This window comes from Jatrophihabitans sp. (assembly GCF_036000465.1).
Classification (GTDB): domain Bacteria; phylum Actinomycetota; class Actinomycetes; order Mycobacteriales; family Jatrophihabitantaceae; genus Jatrophihabitans.
Genome location: NZ_DASYFV010000073.1, coordinates 1 through 18,526, shown reverse-complemented (window position 1 = coordinate 18,526; position 18,526 = coordinate 1). Strand labels below are relative to the sequence as shown.

At 72.7% G+C, this 18,526-nt stretch carries 16 protein-coding genes and 1 pseudogene; 8 read left to right on the top strand and 9 right to left on the bottom strand.

Going from position 1 to position 18,526, the window contains the following annotated elements; all coding sequences use genetic code 11:
- Window positions 1-9: 9 nt before the first annotated feature.
- Window positions 10-900 (bottom strand): phosphoribosylaminoimidazolesuccinocarboxamide synthase, encoded by an 891-nt coding sequence (locus tag VGN18_RS19725; RefSeq protein ID WP_327541438.1) that lies wholly within the window; start codon window positions 898-900, stop codon window positions 10-12.
- Window positions 901-1,060: 160 nt separating this feature from the next.
- Entirely contained in the window at window positions 1,061-1,234 is a 174-nt protein-coding gene (locus VGN18_RS19720) for a hypothetical protein (RefSeq protein ID WP_327541437.1), read from the bottom strand.
- Window positions 1,235-1,464: 230 nt separating this feature from the next.
- On the opposite strand from VGN18_RS19720, the gene VGN18_RS19715 reads away from it, so the two are divergent.
- Entirely contained in the window at window positions 1,465-2,439 is a 975-nt protein-coding gene (locus VGN18_RS19715) for a helix-turn-helix transcriptional regulator (protein WP_327541436.1), read from the top strand.
- Between the two features lie 29 nt (window positions 2,440-2,468).
- Window positions 2,469-2,933 carry a hypothetical protein gene (locus VGN18_RS19710; protein ID WP_327541435.1) on the top strand — a complete coding sequence of 155 codons (465 nt, stop codon included), beginning with the start codon at window positions 2,469-2,471 and terminating at the stop codon, window positions 2,931-2,933.
- Window position 2,934: 1 nt separating this feature from the next.
- On the opposite strand, the gene VGN18_RS19705 is transcribed toward VGN18_RS19710, so the two are convergent.
- Entirely contained in the window at window positions 2,935-4,299 is a 1,365-nt protein-coding gene (locus VGN18_RS19705) for an aspartate aminotransferase family protein (RefSeq protein ID WP_327541434.1), read from the bottom strand.
- Entirely contained in the window at window positions 4,296-5,645 is a 1,350-nt protein-coding gene (locus VGN18_RS19700; RefSeq protein WP_327541433.1) for an amidase, read from the bottom strand. Before VGN18_RS19700 ends, VGN18_RS19705 begins: the two co-directional genes overlap by 4 nt.
- 47 nt (window positions 5,646-5,692) lie before the next feature.
- Between VGN18_RS19700 and VGN18_RS19695 the strand changes: the two genes are divergently transcribed.
- From VGN18_RS19695 to VGN18_RS19670, 6 genes are all read left to right on the top strand, one after another.
- Window positions 5,693-6,814: an aminotransferase class V-fold PLP-dependent enzyme gene (locus VGN18_RS19695; RefSeq protein WP_327541432.1), complete on the top strand. Its 1,122-nt coding sequence runs from the start codon at window positions 5,693-5,695 to the stop codon at window positions 6,812-6,814.
- A 224-nt stretch (window positions 6,815-7,038) separates the two neighbouring features.
- Entirely contained in the window at window positions 7,039-8,310 is a 1,272-nt protein-coding gene (gene egtA / locus VGN18_RS19690; protein WP_327541431.1) for an ergothioneine biosynthesis glutamate--cysteine ligase EgtA, read from the top strand.
- On the top strand, window positions 8,303-9,580 hold the full coding sequence (gene egtB / locus VGN18_RS19685) for an ergothioneine biosynthesis protein EgtB (protein ID WP_327541430.1): 1,278 nt from the start codon (window positions 8,303-8,305) through the stop codon (window positions 9,578-9,580). The genes egtA and egtB overlap by 8 nt, the downstream gene beginning before the upstream one ends.
- Window positions 9,573-10,265: an ergothioneine biosynthesis protein EgtC gene (gene egtC / locus VGN18_RS19680; RefSeq protein ID WP_349259972.1), complete on the top strand. Its 693-nt coding sequence runs from the start codon at window positions 9,573-9,575 to the stop codon at window positions 10,263-10,265. The genes egtB and egtC overlap by 8 nt, the downstream gene beginning before the upstream one ends.
- Window positions 10,265-11,221, top strand: a complete 957-nt coding sequence (gene egtD, locus VGN18_RS19675; protein ID WP_327541428.1) for an L-histidine N(alpha)-methyltransferase — start codon at window positions 10,265-10,267, stop codon at window positions 11,219-11,221. Before egtC ends, egtD begins: the two co-directional genes overlap by 1 nt.
- 57 nt (window positions 11,222-11,278) lie before the next feature.
- The gene (locus VGN18_RS19670; RefSeq protein ID WP_327541427.1) at window positions 11,279-11,974 is read left to right on the top strand and encodes a lysophospholipid acyltransferase family protein; all 696 of its coding nucleotides are present in this window, start codon (window positions 11,279-11,281) and stop codon (window positions 11,972-11,974) included.
- Between the two features lie 7 nt (window positions 11,975-11,981).
- On the opposite strand, the gene VGN18_RS19665 is transcribed toward VGN18_RS19670, so the two are convergent.
- The 5 genes and pseudogenes from VGN18_RS19665 to VGN18_RS19645 all read right to left on the bottom strand — a co-directional run.
- On the bottom strand, window positions 11,982-13,478 hold the full coding sequence (locus VGN18_RS19665; RefSeq protein ID WP_327541426.1) for a DHA2 family efflux MFS transporter permease subunit: 1,497 nt from the start codon (window positions 13,476-13,478) through the stop codon (window positions 11,982-11,984).
- Between the two features lies 1 nt (window position 13,479).
- Window positions 13,480-14,337: an amidohydrolase family protein gene (locus tag VGN18_RS19660; protein WP_327541425.1), complete on the bottom strand. Its 858-nt coding sequence runs from the start codon at window positions 14,335-14,337 to the stop codon at window positions 13,480-13,482.
- A gap of 190 nt (window positions 14,338-14,527) precedes the next feature.
- The gene (locus tag VGN18_RS19655; protein ID WP_327541424.1) at window positions 14,528-16,534 is read right to left on the bottom strand and encodes a benzoate-CoA ligase family protein; all 2,007 of its coding nucleotides are present in this window, start codon (window positions 16,532-16,534) and stop codon (window positions 14,528-14,530) included.
- A gap of 15 nt (window positions 16,535-16,549) precedes the next feature.
- Complete coding sequence (gene boxB, locus VGN18_RS19650; RefSeq protein WP_327541423.1) at window positions 16,550-17,983, bottom strand: benzoyl-CoA 2,3-epoxidase subunit BoxB; 1,434 nt, start codon at window positions 17,981-17,983, stop codon at window positions 16,550-16,552.
- Between the two features lie 5 nt (window positions 17,984-17,988).
- Window positions 17,989-18,526: pseudogene (locus tag VGN18_RS19645) on the bottom strand (benzoyl-CoA-dihydrodiol lyase); the annotation flags it as partial.

Sequence of the window (18,526 nt, the reverse complement as noted above, 5' to 3'; positions counted from 1 at the left end):
CCCGTCGGATCATCCCGGCCAGTCGGCGAAGCTCAACCCGGTGAGCCGTTCGTACGCCTCGACGTAGCGCTCGCGGGTCGCGGCCACGACGTCGTCCGGCAGGGGCGGCGGCGCCTCACCCGAGGCGCGGTCCCAGCCGGATTCGGGCGACAGCAGCCAGTTGCGGACGAACTGCTTGTCGAAGCTGGGCTGGGGCCGGCCCGGTGTCCAGCGGTCGGCCGGCCAGAAGCGCGACGAGTCCGGCGTGAGCACCTCGTCGCCGAGCACCAGTGCCCCCGTGTCCGGATGCCGGCCGAACTCGAACTTGGTGTCGGCGAGAATGATGCCGCGGCCGGCCGCCAGCTCGGCGGCGAAGGAGTAGATGCCCAGGGTCAGGTCGCGGACCTCCGCAGCGGTCTCGGGGCCGACGTCGGCGGTGATGGTCTCGAACGACACGTTCTCGTCGTGCTCGCCGATCGCGGCCTTCGTGGCCGGGGTGAAGATGGGTTCGGGCAGCCGGTCGCCGTCGACGAGGCCGGGCGGCAGGGCGACCCCACACACCTCGCCCGTGGCGCGGTAGTCGAGCAGCCCGGAACCGGTGAGGTAGCCCCGGGCGACGGCCTCGACGGGCACCATGTCGAGCGGGGTGCAGACCATCGTGCGGCCCTGCCACTCGCTCGGGATGATCGGGTCGTCGACGCTCTCGAGGTGGTTCGCGACCAGGGCGTCGAGCTGGGCGAACCACCACACGGACATCGCGGTCAGGATGCGTCCCTTGTCCGGGATCGGGGAGTCCAGCACGAAGTCGAAAGCCGACATGCGGTCGCTCGCGACCATCACCAACCGGCCGTCCGCGCTGCGATAGAGATCGCGGACCTTGCCGCTGTGCACGTGCGTGAGTCCGTCCGGAGTCTCGACCATGAGGTGATCCTCGCAGAGCCCCCACGGCCGGACACATCGATCCCGCCCTCCGAAGCCGCTCACCCGACGGAGGTGAGGGACTGCTGCAGAGGAGGGCGGGACCGGTGTCACGCTGCTGCGACCGCCAGGACATACGGTCTGCAGCGTCAGCGCACGGGCGCTACCACCACCAGTCCTGCTGGGTGTAGGTGACGCCGGAGGAAGTGGACTTGGCGGGAGCGGTCCGGACCGGCGCGCTCTTGACCGGCGCGGTCCTGACGGTCGAGTGCGGAGCGGGAGCGGCCTGCGCCGGGAGGGTGGACGCGCCGAGGGTGACCCCCGCGACGACGGCCACAACTGCCGCCGCCCGCGAAACAACCCGAAGCATTTCCACCCCTTTGCCCAGAATTATGGCGATTTTGTCGCACATGAATCTGCTGCAGTCGCTCACATCGGTCCGATGCCTGACAATAGGATTGTCATTGAAGGGCCAGGAACTCAAATCGGCCAAGTGGCAGCAAGCTGCCTGGCACGAACTAACGGACGGCACCTGTGGGCGATTTCGGCGAATTGGCCGATCTGGACGTGGCCCTCTACCGTGCCGCCCTGAGCCGGCCGGACCAGCTCATCCCGGACCTCGCCGAGGAGCTGGCGACGACCTCCGACGAGATCGACAAGTCGGTCGCGCGGCTCGCCGAGATGGGGCTGCTGCGGCTGAGCGAGGGCGACCGGCTCAACGCCGTCAGCCCGATGCTGGCCGAGGCCACCGTGCTCGGCGCCGAGGACCTTGAGCTGGGCGCCCGCCGGGCGGCGGTCGAGCAGCGTCGCGACACGATCCGGCGACTCGTCCCCGAGTGGAACGCCGCGTTCAGCACGATCGTCCACGAGGGCGCGGTCGACGTCATCTCCGACCAGAGCGCCATCGCGAACGTGCTCATGCACTACGCCGACCGCTGCGAGCAGGAATTGCTGTCGGTGGCACCCGGGCGGCTGCCCTCGACCCGGATCGACGGCCGCACGCGGGTCGCCAACGTCTACTCGGCCCGGCGGGGCATCAAGACGCGGGCGCTCTACCAGCACACCGCGCTGCGCGATCGCGCCACCCGCTCCTACCTCAACGAGCTCGCCCAGAACGGGGCGAAGATCCGCTTCGCGCCGTCGGTGCCGGGCCGCAGCCTGGTCGTCGACCGCTCCGTCGCACTGCTGCCGATCCCGACCGACGACCCCGGCCGGCACGGCCTGGCCGTCGTCCGCGAACCCAACGTCATCGCCTGGGTCGTCGCCACGTTCGAGCAGCTCTGGGCCGAGGCCGCGCCGCTCGAGGACGTCATCAACAAGCAGCACGACGACACCGAGCTCGACCAGACCCGCGCCGCGATCCTGCGGCTGATGGCCGAGGGCGAGAAGGACGAGGCCATCTCGCGGCGGCTGTCGATCTCGGTGCGCACCTGCCGGCGGCACATCGCCGACTACATGGCCCAGGTCGGCGCGTCGAGCCGGTTCCAGGCCGGCGTCATCGCCGCGCGCGCGGGGCACACCGATGCGCCCACGCCCGGCTGACGACGCCCGGTCTCGGTAGCGTTCGAACCGTGCTCGTCCTCGTGATCGTGCTCGTCGTGACGAACCTCGTGACCCTCGGCGCGCTGGGCTATCTCCACCTGCGCCCGGACGACGAGCGCGGACCCGACGCCGCCGCCGCGGCGGCGCTCGACCGCACGCCGCCCCCCGCGGTGGCCGGCGGTACCCGGCGGCTGATCAGCGTCGAGATCCTCAACCCGATCGAGCTCGCCGGCACCCGCGGGCGCATCGTCGGCATCGCCGGCTCGCTCGCACCGGGGCTGACCCGTCGCATCGTCTACGACCAGACCTTGAAGATCCTGCGCCGTCAGCTCGTCGAGCAGCAGGTGGTGGCCGACGTGCGGCTGCACACGCTGCGCCTGGTGCCCTCGACGCCGCCGCCGTCGCCCGCCCGGCCTCCGGCCCCGCTGCCCGAGTCGACGCCGTTCGTCGACGAGATCGTGGACCTGACGCCGCTGGACGAGCGGCCCGAGTAGCTCAGCTGCCGGTGTAGAACGAGTCGGCGACGTCGAGGGCCTCGTCGAGGATCGCCAGACCCTCGCTCACCTGATCGGCCGGGGTGTTGCACGGCGGCACGACGTGCGTGCGGTTGAAGTGGGTGAACGGCCAGAGGCCGCGCTGCTTGCACGCCCCCGCGAAGTCGTTCATCGGCTTGGCCTCGGCCCCGGAGGCGTTGTACGGCACGAGCGGCTCCCGGGTGTCGCGGTCGCGCACGAGCTCGAGGGCCCAGAACGCGCCGAGCCCGCGGACCTCGCCGACCGACGGGTGCTTGGCGGCGATCTTGGCCAGGGCCGGCTCGATGACGTCGGTGCCGAGCCTGCGGGCGTGCTCGACGATGCCCTCGTCCTTGAAGATCGTGATCGAGGCGACGGCGCTCGCGCAGGCCAACGGGTGGCCCGAGTAGGTGAGCCCGCCGGGGAACAGGCGCTGGTCGAACGTCGCGGCGATGCGCTCGGAGATGATGACGCCACCGAGCGGGATGTAGCCCGAGTTCACGCCCTTGGCGAAGGTGATGAGGTCGGGGGTGACGCCCCAGTGGTCGACGGCGAACCACTCGCCGCAGCGGCCGAAGCCGGCCATGACCTCGTCGGCGATCATGACGATGCCGAACTCGTCGCAGATCTCGCGGACCCCGGCGAGGTAGCCGTCCGGCGGCACCAGGATGCCGTTCGTCCCCACCACCGTCTCGAGGATGATCGCCGCGATCGTGGCCGGCCCCTCGACGGCGATGAGATCGCGCAGGTGCTGCAGCGCACGGGCGCACTCCTCCTCGGCGCTGGTCGAGTGGAACGCCGAGCGGTAGGGGTAGGGCCCCCAGTAGTGGACGATGCCGGTCATGCCGGGCTCGCTACCCCACCGGCGCGGGTCGCCGGTCATCGCGATCGCGCCGGCAGTGGCGCCGTGGTAGCTGCGGTAGGCGGCGAACACCTTGTGCCGGCCGGTGTGCAGGCGGGCCATGCGCATCGCGTTCTCGGTGGCCTCGGCGCCGCCGTTGGTGAAGAAGACCCGGTTGAGATCGCCCGGCGCGAGTTCGGTGATGAGGCGGGCGGCCTCGCTGCGGGCGTCGTTGGCGAAGGCCGGCGAGATGGTGGTGAACCGCCCGGCGTACTCCTGGATCGCCGCGATCATGCGCGGGTGCGAGTAGCCGATGTTGACGTTGACCAGCTGGCTGGAGAAGTCGAGGTACCGCTTGCCCGCGTAGTCGGTGAAGTACGACCCCTCGGCGCTCGCGATGGGCAGCGGATCGATGAGCGCCTGGGCCGACCAGGAGTGGAAGACGTGCGCGCGGTCGAGTTCGCGGACCCGGGCCTCGTCGGTGGGAATGCTGTCGAGATCGCTCATGGCGTGGTTCCTTTCCGGTTCGGCGCGGTGCGCGGCCACGGGTGGAGTCGTTCGAGCTGGGCGGCGACCGCGAGCAGGGTCGCCTCACCCCCGGGCCGGGCGACGAGTTGGACGGCCAGGGGCAGCCCGCTGCGGTCGAGCCCGGCGGGCACGGTCATCGCCGGCCAGCCGGCCAGGTTCCACGGTGCGGCGAACGGTGCGTAGCGCGCGTTGGCCCACACGTTCGACAGCCAGCCGCGGTGCGACCACCGGCGGGCGGCGATCGGCGGCTGGGCGAGGGCGGGGGTGACGAGCACGTCGTGGTCGGCGAAGAACGACCCGGCCCGCTGCTGCCAGCGGCGGCGGCCGTTCTCCTTGGGCAGGCCCGCCCGCAGCGCGAGGCGGCCGAGCGCGGCGTGCCGGCGCACCCGGGCGTCGAGCGCCGACCGGTTGCTGACGAGCTGGGCGTCGAGCTCGGTGCCGGCCGTCCAGCGCACGGCCTCGGAGACGAACATGCGCTGGTCGTAGGGGGGGTCGGCCGCCTCGACGGCGTGCCCGGCGCCGCGCAGCAGGTCGCCGGCGCGGCGGGCGGCGGCGGCCCACTGCTGGTCGAGCGGGGTGCCGGCGGCCGGCACCTTGATCGAGACGGCGATGCGCAGCGGGCCCGGGTCGGCGATGTCGGCGTAGTCGGGTCGAGCGGCGAGCACCGAGAACATCAGGGCGGCGTCGGCGACGGTGGTGGCGAGCGGGCCGTTCTCGGCCATCCCGAACCAGGACCCGTTGCCGAGGTCGGCCGGGACGACGCCCGAGCCGGGCTTGAGCCCGACGAGTCCGCAGCAGGCCGCCGGGATGCGGATCGAGCCCATGCCGTCGTTGCCGAGCGCGATGGGCACGGTGCCGGAGGCGACGGCGGCGGCCGAGCCGCCGGACGAGCCGCCGGGGGTGCGGGCGCGGTCCCACGGGTTGTGCGTGGTGCCGAACGTCGAATCGGTCGCGCCGAAGACGCAGAGCTCGGGCACCCGGGTGAGGCCGACGACCACGGCGCCCGCCGCGCGCAGGCGCCGGACGATCTCGTGGTCCGCCGGCTGGCCCGTGGGGTCGGTGCTCGCCGAGCCGACCCGCATGGGTTCACCGGCGACGGCGACGTTGTCCTTGATCGCGACCGGCACGCCGGCCAGCGGCAGGCTCTCGCGGTCGGGGCGCGCGTCGACGGCATCGGCCTCGCGCAGCGCCGCGAAGACCCGGACCTCCTGGTAGGCCCCGATGTCGGGATCGATGTTCTCGATCCGCTCGAGCGCATGCTCCACGGCCTGCCGGGCCGTGCCCCGGCCGGACCGGACGTCGGCGGCGATCTCGACGGCAGTCATACCCGGAGGCTAGTGCTTGACGTATCCCGGTTGGAGGCTGTGGCAGCGTGGATCGGGTGCTGGCCGATCCGTGGAACGTGTGGGCGGCGAACCGTCCGACCTCGACCGTGCTGCACCTCGACAGCGGCGCCGCCGGCCGGTCGTCGGTGGCGACCCTCGACGCGGTGGCCGCGCACGCCCGGCGCGAGGCGACCCGCGGTGCCTACATCGCGATGCGCGAGGCCCAGCCCGCGCTCGACGGGCTGCGGGACGACATCGCCGGGTTGCTCGCGCAGCCGGCGGGCGGGGTGGCGTTCGTCGAGAGCGGGACGACCGGGCTGGAGGCGCTGCTGCGGGTGTGGCCGCTGCCGCCGGACGCGTCGGTCGGTGTCGTCGCCCCGGAGTGGGGGCCGAACCTCGCCGCCTTCACCGCCCGCGGACTGCGCATCGTCGAGGTCCCGCACGACGGCACCGGCCGGCTCGACGTCGCCGCCCTCGCCGGGGTGCTGGCGGACGACCCGCCGACAGTGGTGCACCTGACCCAGGTCACGTCGCACCGCGGGCTGGTGCAACCGGTGGCCGAGGCGCTCGCCGCGTGCCGCGCGGCCGGCGTGCCGCTGTGGGTCGACGCGGCCCAGGCACTCGGACACGTCGACACCGCCCAGGGCGTCGACGCGGTGTACTCGACCAGCCGCAAGTGGCTCACCGGTCCGCGGGGGGTCGGCCTGCTGGCAGTGGCCGAGCCGTGGTGGGAGTCGCTGCGGGTGGCGCGACGTCCGATGGAGGACTCGCCCCTGCCGCTGCGGCACCTCGAATCGCACGAGGCCCACATCGCCGGGCGCATCGGCCTGGCCCGGGCGGTGCGCGAGTACCTGGACCTCGGACCGGCCGCCGTCGTCGCCCGCCTGGAGGAGGTCGGCCGGCTGACCCGGCAGGTGCTGGCCGTCGTGCCCGGGTGGGCGGTGGCCGGATCGACCGGCAGCGCGATCACGGCGCTGCGGCCGACGGCCGGCCAGGACGTCGCGGCGGTGCGGGACCGGCTGTTCGCCGAGCACGCCGTCCTCACCACCGCCGGCTCGACGACGCGCGCCCCGCGCGACGGCGCCGGCCCCCTGCTGCGGGTGAGCCCCCACGTCGACGTCACGTCCGAGGCTCTGGAGCGGCTGCGGGCGGTGCTGCCGGAGCGGTAGCTCATGACGATCGGATGAACGCTTTCCGGGTCGTTGTGCGTTGTCAGAGGCGTGAGCAAGACTGGAAGGCACAACCGAACAGCACCACCAGCCGGCTCAACCGAGAGCTAGCGCAGATACGAGGACGGCCGGACAGAGGGCCGCCCCCGCACCGACCCGCGGTCGCGCAGTGCGACCGGTCCGGACCTGGAGGGGGCGGAGTGACCGCTCAATTTGTTTCCGCAGTGCCATCCGACCAGCACGACGAATCCGCCGACGAGCTGCTGACCGCGGCCGACCCGCTCGACGCCGCCCGGCGGCACATCATCGACGGCGCGCTGCGCGAGAGTCCCGGCGGTGACGCCGCGCGGGTGGGCCTCGAGCTCGAGTTCCATCTCGTCGATCTCGCCGAACCGGCGCGCCGCCCGTCATGGGAGCAGGTCCAGCAGCTCGCCGGCGGCCTGCCGCCGATGCCGTCGGGCAGCAGCGTGACCGTCGAACCCGGGGGTCAGCTCGAACTCTCCACGCCGCCCGAGGTCGGCGTGGCCGCCTCCGTGGCCGCGCTGCTCGCCGACCGGCGGGTCCTGCAGGACGGCCTGGCCGCCGCCGGCTTCGGCTCGGCCCCGCTCGGCACCGACCCCGCGCGGCCCGTCCAGCGCATCAATCCCAGCGCCCGGTACGTCGCGATGGAGGAGCACTTCGCCGCGCTGAACTGCGCCCGCTCGGGCAAGGCGATGATGTCGGCGACGGCGGCCCTGCAGGTGAATCTCGACGCCGGCCCGCGTGAGCGCTGGACCGACCGGCTCGGCCGCATCCGCGCTCTCGGACCCGTGCTCGTCGCCGTGTCGGCCTGCTCGACCCTGCTGGCCGGCGAGGCGTCGGGCTGGCACTCGATGCGCCAGGAGGCCTGGCACGGCATCGACCACAGCCGCAGCGACCCTGTGCGCGGCGTCGAGCCGGGCGCGGCGTGGGCGTCGTACGCCCTGGACGCGCCGGTCATGCTGGTGCGCGACGGCGAGCGGGTGACCCCGGTGCGGCAGCGGGTGCCCTTCCGGGCCTGGCTGCGTGGGGCGTCGCCGATCGACCGGCGCCCGACGACCAGCGATCTCGACTACCACCTGACCACGCTGTTCCCGCCGGTGCGTCCGCGCGGTTACGTCGAGATCCGCTGCCTCGACGCGCTGCCCGACCGCTGGTGGCCCGCCCTCGCGGCGCTCACGGTCGCGCTCGTCGAGGACGACATCGCCTCCGATCGCGCCGCCGAGCTGTGCGAGCCGCTGCGCGACGCCTGGGTCACCGCCGCCCGCGACGGGTTGAAGGACCCGGCGGTGCACCGGGCCGCGTTCGGCTGCGTCGAGGTCGCGACCCGCCGCTGCGCGCCCGAGCTCAAGGCCGGCGTCGAGGCGCTGGCCGAGCTCGTGGCCGACGGCCGCACGCCCGGCGACGAGCTGCGTGAGCGGGCCCGGCGCTCGGATCCGATCACCGTCCTGGCCGAGGAGGCGAGAGCGGGTGTCTGACCTTCGCGAGGCGGCGGCCCGCGGCCTCGAGCAGGCCCGGGTGCGCACGGCCGCGCTCACCGAGTTCGACGAGCCCGAGCTGACCCGCCAGCACAGCCCCCTGATGAGTCCGCTGGTCTGGGACCTCGCCCACATCGGCCAGCAGGAGGATCTCTGGCTGCTGCGCGGCGGCGACGCCGCCCGTCAGGGCGTGCTGCCGGCCGCGATCGAGAAGCTCTACGACGCGTTCGAGCACCCGCGGGCGACCCGCGTCGCGCTGCCGCTGCTCACCCCGCAGGAGGCGCGGCGCTACCTCGCCGACGTCCGCGATCAGGTCTTCGACTCACTCGCTGCGCGGACCACCGCCGAGGACCTGTTCCCGGTGGTCATGGTCGAGCAGCACGAGCAGCAGCACATCGAGACGATGCTGGCCACGCATCAGTTGCGCGACGGCGTGGCACTGCTCGGGGCGGGGGCGGCGTTGCCCCCGCCGCGCCCGGTGCCGCACGACGCCGTGCTCGTGCCGGCCGGTGAGTTCGTGCTCGGGGTCGACGCCGAGGACGAACCGTGGTCGCTCGACAACGAGCGGCCGGCGCACCGGGTCGACCTGCCGGCGTTCCGCATCGGGCGGGTGCCGGTGACGAACGCCGAGTACGCCCGGTTCGTCGCGGCCGGGGGCTACCGCGAGCCGCGCTGGTGGTCGGACCGCGGGTGGCAGCACCGCGTCGAGGCCGGGCTCGAGCGTCCGCAGTTCTGGGGGGTCGACGGTTCGCGGCGCCGCTTCGGCATCGTCGAGGACATCCCGCCGGACGAGCCGGTGCAGCATGTCTGCTTCTTCGAGGCCGAGGCCTACGCCGCCTGGGCCGGCGCGCGGCTGCCGACCGAGCAGGAGTGGGAGAAGGCGTGTGTCTGGGACCCCGCCGTGGAGGCGCGCCGCCGCTGGCCGTGGGGAGCCTCGGAGTGGACTCCGGCGCTGGCCAACCTCGGCGGCGCGGCCCTGCGCCCGGCCCCGGTCGGTTCGTACGAGGCGGGCGCCTCGGCCTACGGCGTGGAGCAGCTGATCGGCGACGTCTGGGAATGGACGACGTCGGCGCTCACGCCGTGGCCCGGCTTCACCCCGATGCTCTACCGGCAGTACAGCGAACCGTTCTTCGGCGGCGACTACCGCATCCTGCGCGGCGGTTCCTGGGCGGTGGGCGGCAACACGATCCGGCCGTCCTTCCGCAACTGGGACCACCCGATCCGCCGGCAGATCTTCTGCGGCCTCCGATTGGCGTGGGACGTTGTGTAGGCACCTGGCCTGGCTGGGCGAGCCCCGGTCGGTGTCCTCGCTGGTGCTCGACCCGCCCTGCGGGCTGCTGCGCCAGTCGTACGCGCCGCGGCGGCAGAAGCGCGGGCTGCTGAACGCCGACGGGTGGGGCGTCGGATTCCTCGACACCGACGGCGGCGTCCGACGGTGGCGCTCGGCCCGACCGCTGTGGGGCGACGCGTCGTTCGCGTCGGTGGCGCCGGTGCTGTCGTCGGGCGCGGTGCTCGCGGCCGTCCGCTCGGCGACGGCCGGCATGCCGACGGACGAGAGCGCCGCGGCGCCGTTCTCCGACGGCGAGTGGCTCCTCTCGCACAACGGCCGGGTGTCGCGCGAGGCCGTGCCGGCCCGGGCCGACGCCGAGTCGGTGTGCGACTCGGCGCTCCTGGCCGCGCATGTGTTCGCGGCCGGCGCGGCGAACGCCGTCGACACGGTGCGCGAGGTGGCCCGGCTCGACCCGGACGCGTATCTCAACCTGCTCATGATCACGAGCGACCGCATCGTGGGTATCACCTGGGGCGACGAATTGAGTTACCTCGTCGAGCCCGACGGTGTGGTGGTCGCGAGCGAGCCGTGGGACGACGACCCGCGCTGGGTCGACGTGCCCGACCACCACCGTGTGGAGGTGACCCGGTCCGGGGTCACCGTGACCGATCTGGAGACCGCGTAGTGGAGATCTATCTCGACCCCGGCGCCTTCGCCGAGCAGCTGGCGACCGACGTCCGAGCGGGGCTGACCGCGACCCCTAAGGCGCTGCCCCCGAAGTACTTCTACGACGCGCACGGCAGCGACCTGTTCGACCGGATCACCCGGCTGCCCGAGTACTACCCGACCCGCACGGAGCGGTCCATCCTCGAGCTGCACGCCGGCGAGATCGCGGCGGTCACCGGCGCCGAGACGCTCGTGGAGCTCGGCAGCGGCACCTCGGAGAAGACCCGCCTGCTGCTGCGCGCCCTGCGCGACGCCGGCACGCTCGAACGGTTCGTGCCGTTCGACGTCGACCCGGCCGTGCTGAAGGACGCCAGCTCGGCGGTGTCCGACGAGTTCCCCAGCCTCGACGTCGAGCCGGTGGTGGGCGACTTCGAGAAGCACCTGGGCGAGCTGCCCCGCCACCCGCGGCGCGTGCTCGCCTTCCTGGGTTCGACCATCGGGAACCTCGATCCCGTTCAGCGTCACGGCTTCCTGACCGCCGTGCGCGGCCCCCTGACCGAGGGCGACTGCTTCCTGCTCGGCACCGACTTGGTCAAGTCGATTGACCGCCTCGTCGCGGCGTACGACGACGCGCAGGGCGTCACCGCGGCGTTCAACAAGAACGTCCTCACCGTGGTGAATCGCGACCTCGGCGGCGACTTCGATCCCGCTGCGTTCGAGCACGTGGCGATGTGGGACGACGCGAACGAGTGGATCGAGATGCGCCTGCGCTCGCTGCGCGACCAGCCGGTGCGCATCGAGTCGTTGGACCTCGACGTCCACTTCGCCCGCGGCGAGGAGATGCGCACCGAGATCTCCGCCAAGTTCCGCCCCGAGCGCGTCGTCGAGGAACTGGCCGCCGCCGGGCTCCGGCTGACCCAGTGGTGGACGGACGCCGACGGCGATTTCGCGCTGTCGCTGTCCGTGCCGGTCTGAGGCAACGACCCGCGCGCGGGTGAGTCCGTCCGGGGCGTCGCCCACGAACTGTTGGATATGCCCCGCGACAGGACCTACCGCGTCGTCGTCCGCGTGTTCCGGATCGTCTTCCGGCTGCTCGGCCTGCGCTTCGACGTGCGCGGCGCCGAGCACATCCCGCGGCACGGTCCGGCGGTGCTGGCCAGCAACCACCTGAGCTACCTCGACTTCACCTTCATCGGGCTGGCCGCGTCGTCCCGGCACCGGCTCGTGCGGTTCATGGCGAAGCACGCGACGTTCGCGAACCCGGTGTCGGGCCCGTTGATGCGGGCCATGCGGCACATCCCGGTCGATCGCTCGAGCGGTGCCGCCGCCTACCGGCGGGCGGCCCGCGAGCTGGCTGCCGGCGAGCTCGTCGGCATCTTCCCCGAGGCCACGATCAGCCGCTCGTTCACCCTGAAGTCGTTCAAGCTCGGGGCGGCCACCCTGGCGGTGCGGGAGCAGGTGCCGCTCGTCCCCGTCGTGCTGTGGGGCGCGCAACGCACCTTCACCGTCGACCGCCGCTACAGCGTCCGGCGCGGCAAGACGATCATGGTGTTCGTCGGCGAGGCCATCGTGGCGGCTCCGGGCGACGACCCGCGCGATGTGGACGCCGAACTGCGCCGGCGCATGGACGAGCTGCTCGCGATCGCCGTCCGCGACTACCCCGACCGCCCGCGGGACGACGCCGACCGCTGGTGGCTGCCCGCCGCTGACCGCCTCCCCTCCGGCTGACCCCGTTTCAGCCGGCCCGGACGGGGTCGACCGGAGGGGAAGCGGAAGGGGCTGGGGGTGCGCAGACGGCGCAGTGGTGGGCGACCGGGTGCGCCGCGGGCTCGGCGAGCGGGTTGCGGATCAGCAGGAACGACAGCACCCCGCCGAGCGCGCACAGCCCGCCGGCGATGAGCACGGCGTGGTGGAAACCGGTCGAGAGCAGCGCCGGGTGGTCGTACGCGGTGGGCGTGATGCCGGCCAGGCCGGGCAGCACCGCGACCGCGAGCAGGCCGGCGACGCGGGCGATGTCGTTGTTCACCGCCGACGCGACGCCGACCTGGCGTGCGGGCGCCGCCGCGAGCACGGTGGCGGTGAGCGGCGCGACGGTGGCCGAGAGGCCGAGCGCGAAGACGAGCAGGGCTGGTACCAGATCGGTCAGGTACGACGCGCGCGGTCCGACCCGGACCAGCAGCGCGAGTCCGGTGCCGGCGACGATCGGCCCGACGGTCATCGGCAGCCGCGGCCCGATGCGGGTGGCGAGGCGTCCCATCCGCGCCGACAGCAGCAGCATCACGGCGGTGATCGGCAGCAGGGCGCTGCCGGCCGCGACCGGGGTGAATCCGGAGACCCGCTGCAGCTGCACCGGGATCAGGAACAGCGCCCCCGACAGCGCGGCGTAGACGACGAACGTGACCAGGTTGGCCGCCGAGAACTCGCGGTCGCGGAACAGGCTCAGCGGCATCATCGGCGCGTGGCCCCGGGCCTCCGCGACCAGGAAGCCGGCCAGCACCAGCAGTCCGACGACGAGGCAGGTGATCAGCGCGGCCGGCCAGTGCCGCTGCGGGCCCTCGGTGAGCGCGTACACGGTGAGCGCGAGCCCGACGGCGGCCAGCACGGCGCCGGTCACGTCGAGACGCCCGGTCGCCTCGTCGTCGCGCGTCTCGGGCACGTAGCGCGCGGACAGGAACACGACCACGGCGGCGAGCGGCAGGTTGATGAGGAAGACGAGCCGCCAGCCCCACGGCGCGACGCCGACGAGCACGCCGCCGAGCACCGGCCCGATCGCCGTCGCCACCCCGCCGAGGCCGGACCACGACCCGACCGCTGCGGCGCGGTCCTCCCGCCGGAACACGGCTTCGAGGATGGCCAGCGAGCCCGGTGTCAGCAGCGCCGCGCCGACGCCCTGCAGCGCCCGCATGGCGATCAGCAGGCCGGCCGACGGCGCGAGGGCACACCCGGCCGAGGCGACGGTGAACCAGACGACGCCGAGGACGAAGATCCGCCGCCGGCCGAGCCGGTCGCCGAGCGATCCGCCGAGCAGCAGCAGTCCGGCCAGCGTGAGCGTGTAGGCGTTGACCGTCCACTGCAGGGCGGTGAAGCCGGCGCCGAGGTTGCGGCCGATGCGGGGCAGCGCCACGTTGACGACCGTGCCGTCGAGCTGGGCCAGCCCGCTGCCCAGGATCGTCGCGGCCAGCACTCCCCTGCCGCGGGTCGAGCGCAGCGTCAGCTCGGGAGCGCCCGCCACGTCAGCAGCCGGGCTTGAACTTGTAGACCTGCATCGCGTTCCCGGCGAGGACGAGGTCGGCCGTCTCGGGGTCGGGGCACACGGCGGCGACGGCGCGGGCGTTCTCCGCGATCCCGGGAATGCCGGGCCAGTCGGTGCCGAAGATCATCCGCCGGGCCAGGCGGGGCCAGCTGTGCCGGGCGTAGTAGGTCTGCAGTCGCGACGGCGGCAGGCCGGACAGCTCGATCCACACCCGCGGGTTGGCCAGCGCGAGGAACGCGGCGGCGTCGTACCACCAGCCGCGCCCGCCGTGGGCCAGGACGAGGTCGAGGTCGCGGAAGTCGCGCAGCACGTCATCGAGCAGGATCGGGTCGCCGAACTGGTTGAGCGCGCCGGGGAAGGTCGAGGTGCCGCAGTGCACGACGACGGGGACGCCGCGCTCCTGGCAGATCGCGTAGGCGGGGTACAGCGCCCGGTGGTTGACGCCGAAGCCGCCGTGGACGGGGTGGACCTTCAACGCGACGGCGCCGAGGTCGAGCTGGCGGGCCAGTTCCTCGTCGACCGGGTGGTGCAGGTGCGGGTTGACGTTGGCCGCGAAGTGCAGGCGGTCCGGGTTGGCCGCGCAGACGGCGGCCATGTCCTCGACCGCCTGGGTGCCGGTGACCCGGGGGCTGTACTCCGAGAGCACCAGCGCGACGTCGACCCCCTCGGCGGCGAGCAGCGCGTCGAAGGCGGCGCCGTCGACGGTGTCACCGTCCGGGTACAGCCCGTCCAGCTCGGGTGCGTCGAAGTCCTGCACCCAGACGTCCCACGGCAGCTTGAGGGTGCTGCGCCGGGCGGGGTGGAGGTGGACGTCGATCAGTGGACGGCCGTCGAGCATCCGCTCAGCGTACGGTCCGTCCGCAGTGCCGGCAGGCCGGCGGCGAGCACATGTCGCTGATGCTGTGGCCGGTGCGGCGGCACGGGGGGCGCGGGGCCGGGCGACGCACGCGTCCGAGGAAGTGGGAGAGCATCGTCGACCTCCGGGGGTTCAGCGGTTGAGCACAGCCTTCCCGGGAAGGAAGATCACTTCACGCGGTACCGGGAGCGGGTGCAACCGCGCCGACGCGGCGGCGCAGATCGCCCTGCGACGACTCCTGGAACCCCCGCGCGGTGAGCCAGGCGGTCATCCACGCCCGATCGGGGTGGCCGGGCGGCACCTGGTTGTAGATGTAGTTGAGCCCGCGGGCCGCGGCCTCGCGCTCGAGCCGGCCGACGATGAAGCCGCCGACACCGGCCCTGCGCCGGTCCGGCACGACGAGGAACGAGATCTGGGCGTCGCCCCACTCGGAGTCGAGCCAGCCGTAGCCGAGGATCGTCCCGGCGTCGTCGACGACCTGCCACCACTCGTCGGCGATCGCGGCGCCGGCCGCGGGGGCGGTGAGCCCGACGCTCGCGAGTTCGGTCGGGCCGAACACGCTCTGCTTGTGGGTGTCCCAGCGCGGGGCGTCCTCGCGCTGCCAGTGCAGCCCGCCGACCGGCTGCTCGACCGGGGCCTCGACCAGCGCAGTGGCCGCCATCGCCCGCAGCTCGACGCGACGGATCTTCCCGGTGGCCGTGGTCGGGTAGGCGTCGACGAACACCACCTTGCGGGGGCGCTTGAACGACGGCAGACCCTCGCGGCAGAACGCGATCAGCTCGTCCTCGGCGACCGCTCTCCCCTCGTGCAGCAGCACGTAGGCGACCGGCTTCTCCAGCCCGTCGAGGTCGGCCGCAGCCACGACGACGGCCTGCGCGACGGCGTCGTGGGCGAGCAGCCGGGTCTCGACCTCGGCCGGGCTGACCCAGATGCCGCTGGCCTTGAGCATGTCACCGGTGCGGCCGAGGCAGGCGTAGTAGCCGTCGGCGTCCTCGATGTAGGTGTCGCCGGTGCGCAGCCACTCGCCCTGGAACACCTGGCGCGACGCGTCGTAGCGCGACCAGTAGCCGATCGCGGTCGAATCGCCTCGGACGAACAGGGTGCCCGGCGTTCCGGGACCCACCTCGCGTCCGTCGTCGTCGAGGATGCGCAGGTCGTAGCCCGGGACGGCGACGCCGGTGGTACCGGGCCGGACCTGCCCCGGCCGGTTGGACAGGAAGATGTGCAGCATCTCGGTCATGCCGATGCCGTCGAGGATCTCGACGCCGAAGTGCTCGGTCCAGCGGGTGTAGAGGCTGGCCGGCAGCGCCTCGCCGGCGCTGGCCGCCATCCGCACGGGACCCAGCGCGTCGGCCGGCAGTCCGGCGCGCAGCATGTTGGCGAAGAAGGTCGGGCCGCCGAAGAACAGCGTGGCGCCGTACTGGCGGGCCCGCTCGGCGATGACGTCGGGACGCGACGGCGCCGGTTCGAGCACCGCGGCCGCGCCGACCGACAGCGGGAACAGCACCGAGTTGCCGAGGCCGTAGGCGAAGAAGGCCTTGGCCACGGAGAGGGAGCGGTCGTCGCGGGTGATGCCCAGGACCTCGGTGCCGTAGGTCTCGCAGCTGTGCCGGATCGAGCCGTGCCGGTGCATCGCGCCCTTGGGCAGGCCGGTGGTGCCCGACGTGTAGAGCCAGAACGCGGGCGAGTCGGCGCTGGTGTCGTAGGGGTTCGGGTCGACGCCGTCCAGTTCGTCGAGGGCGTGGACGGAGAGGCCGGTCGCGACCTCGGCGCCCGGGCCGGCCAGGACGCCCGCGACCTCGGGGGCGTCCTTCAGCGCGCTGCTCGCGAGATCGCCGAACTCGCGGGTGACGGCGAGCAGCCGGGCCCGGGAGTCGCGCAGCAGTTCGGCCAGGCCGTCGGCGTGCGTCATCGTCGAGACGGGCACCGGCACCGCCCCCATCCGCATCGCCGCCAGGTAGACGATGACGAACTCGGGTGAGTCGGCCATGAACATGAGCACGCGCTGCTCGGGCTGCAGCCCGATCGCGCGCAACCCGGCCGCGGCCCGGAGCACCCGCTCGTGCAGCCGGGCGTAGGTCAGATCGCCGCCGACGCCGGTGAGCGCGAGCCGGTCGCCGTCGCCGGCCTCCAGGCGCCGGTCGAGGAGGTAGACGGACGCGTTGAACAACTCAGCCATCGCCCGGTCCCCCGATCAGGGAAGCCGCACGTAGTCGTAGTCGAGCGGCTGATTGTTGATGCCGTTACGCGGTGGTGCGATCCACGAGGCAATCTTGCCGCGCTCGTAGACCGGATGCATCAGGGAACGGACGTGGGTCTTGTCCAGTTCCGTCGGCAACCACTCACCCTGCTGCTCGGCCCACTCGTCGCCGCTGATCTTCCTTCCCTCCGGCGTCGCCTCGATCGCGGCGAACGCGCCGACCTTGCGGTTGAACGCGACGCTCGGCAGCGCGAGCCGCTCGGACAACCCGGCCTCGTCGAGGATGCGGTTCCAGCGCTTGATACCGCCCTGGCAGTCGGAGATGTACTCGCGGCGCAGGTCGGTGTTGAGGCCGACGAGCGCCGACACCTCGGCCTCGCCGATCTCGCCGTCGACGACGGCGTCGACCATCATCGCGTCGTCGCCGAGGCGGTGGTCGTCCTTGCGGCGGTCCTCCAACCAGCGGCCCTTGATGCCGGCGGTGTAGTAGTTCGCGACGTTCGTCGACGTCTCGCCACCGAAGAGATCGAGCGACACCGAGTAGTGGAAGTTCAGGTACTTCTGGATCACCGGCAGCGGGATCGCGCCGAGGGCGGCGACCTCGTCGGTGTCGTGCTCCGTCATCAGCATCGCGGTGCGCTCGACGACGCGGTCGATGCCGGTGGTGCCCACCATCATGTGGTGGGCCTCCTCCTTGAGCATGAACTCGCAGGTGCGGCTCAGCGGGTCGAACGCCGACTCCTTCAGCGTGCCCAGCTGGTACTTGCCGTCGCGGTCGGTGAAGTAGGTGAACATGTAGAAGCTCAGCCAGTCAGGCGTCTCCTCGTTGAAGGCACCGAGGATGCGCGGGGCGTCGTCGCTGCCGGAGTTGCGGTGCAGCAGCTCCTCGGCCTCCTCCCGGCCCTCGCGGCCGAAGTAGGCGTGCAGCAGGTAGACCATCGCCCACAGGTGCCGCCCCTCCTCGACGTTCACCTGGAACAGGTTGCGCAGGTCGTACAGGCTCGGCGCGGTGGCGCCCAGGTTGCGCTGCTGCTCCACCGAGGCGGGCTCGGTGTCGCCCTGGATCACGATCAGCCGCTGCAGTTCCGCCCGGTACTCCCCCGGGACCTTGGCCCACACCGGCTCGCCCTTGTGCTCGCCGAACCCGACCGTGCGGCCCGGGTCCCGTTCGGCCAGGAAGATCCCCCACCGGTACTCCGGCATGGCCACGTGACCGAACTGCGCCCAGCCATCCCGGCCGACGTTGACCGCGGTGCGCAGGTAGACGTCCTGGGTCGGCAGCGTCGGGCCCATGGTCTGCCACCACTGGATAAAGTTCGGCTGCCAGGACTCCAGGGCCCGCTGCAGCCGCCTGTCCTCGTGCAGGTTGACGTTGTTCGGGATCTTCTCGGTGTAGTCGGCGGCCGCTCCGTCATTTTTGGCTGGCATGGGGATCAGACTCGCTTCCGGTCGAAGACGGCCCGCTGCCCGGTGCCGAACCGGCGTAGCGCGCCGTCCGGGCCTGATGCGTTGGGCCGGTTGAATATCCAGTTCTGCCAGGCGGTAAGCCGCCCGAAGATCTTGGTCTCCATCGTCTCCGGGCCGGCGAACCGGTAGTTGGCCTCGAGCCCGGTGAGCGCGTCGGGGCTGAAGCTGGAGCGCTCCTCGGTCGCGATCCTGATCTCCTCGTCCCAGTCGATGTCGTCCGGCGCGAACGTCACCAGGCCCAGGTCGGCCGCGTCCTCGGCCTCCAGGGCCTCGTTCTTGCGCTTCGTCACCGCCTCGTAGCCGGCCTCGTCGCCCCAGAACCGGGTCTGCAGACGGGTCAGCCCGTTGCTCATCGTCAGCGGCCCGAGGTTGGCCTCGCCGAGGGTCACGGTCGCGGGCTCGGCGTCAGAGTCCTTATCCTCGAACACCCCAGCCAGCTGGAACGAGCGGTCGGCGGCCAGCGCGAGTTCGAGCAGCGACCCGGCGAAGCAACTGCCCGGCTCG

Excerpts from the sequence above, each read along its gene's own strand:
- VGN18_RS19725 (WP_327541438.1), bottom strand. The coding sequence starts at position 900 with ATGGTCGAGACTCCGGACGGACTCACGCACGTGCACAGCGGCAAGGTC.
- boxB (WP_327541423.1), bottom strand. The coding sequence starts at position 17,983 with ATGCCAGCCAAAAATGACGGAGCGGCCGCCGACTACACCGAGAAGATC.
- VGN18_RS19670 (WP_327541427.1), top strand. The coding sequence starts at position 11,279 with ATGCCCCGCGACAGGACCTACCGCGTCGTCGTCCGCGTGTTCCGGATC.
- VGN18_RS19705 (WP_327541434.1), bottom strand. The coding sequence starts at position 4,299 with ATGAGCGATCTCGACAGCATTCCCACCGACGAGGCCCGGGTCCGCGAA.
- VGN18_RS19655 (WP_327541424.1), bottom strand. The coding sequence starts at position 16,534 with ATGGCTGAGTTGTTCAACGCGTCCGTCTACCTCCTCGACCGGCGCCTG.
- VGN18_RS19660 (WP_327541425.1), bottom strand. The coding sequence starts at position 14,337 with ATGCTCGACGGCCGTCCACTGATCGACGTCCACCTCCACCCCGCCCGG.
- VGN18_RS19700 (WP_327541433.1), bottom strand. The coding sequence starts at position 5,645 with ATGACTGCCGTCGAGATCGCCGCCGACGTCCGGTCCGGCCGGGGCACG.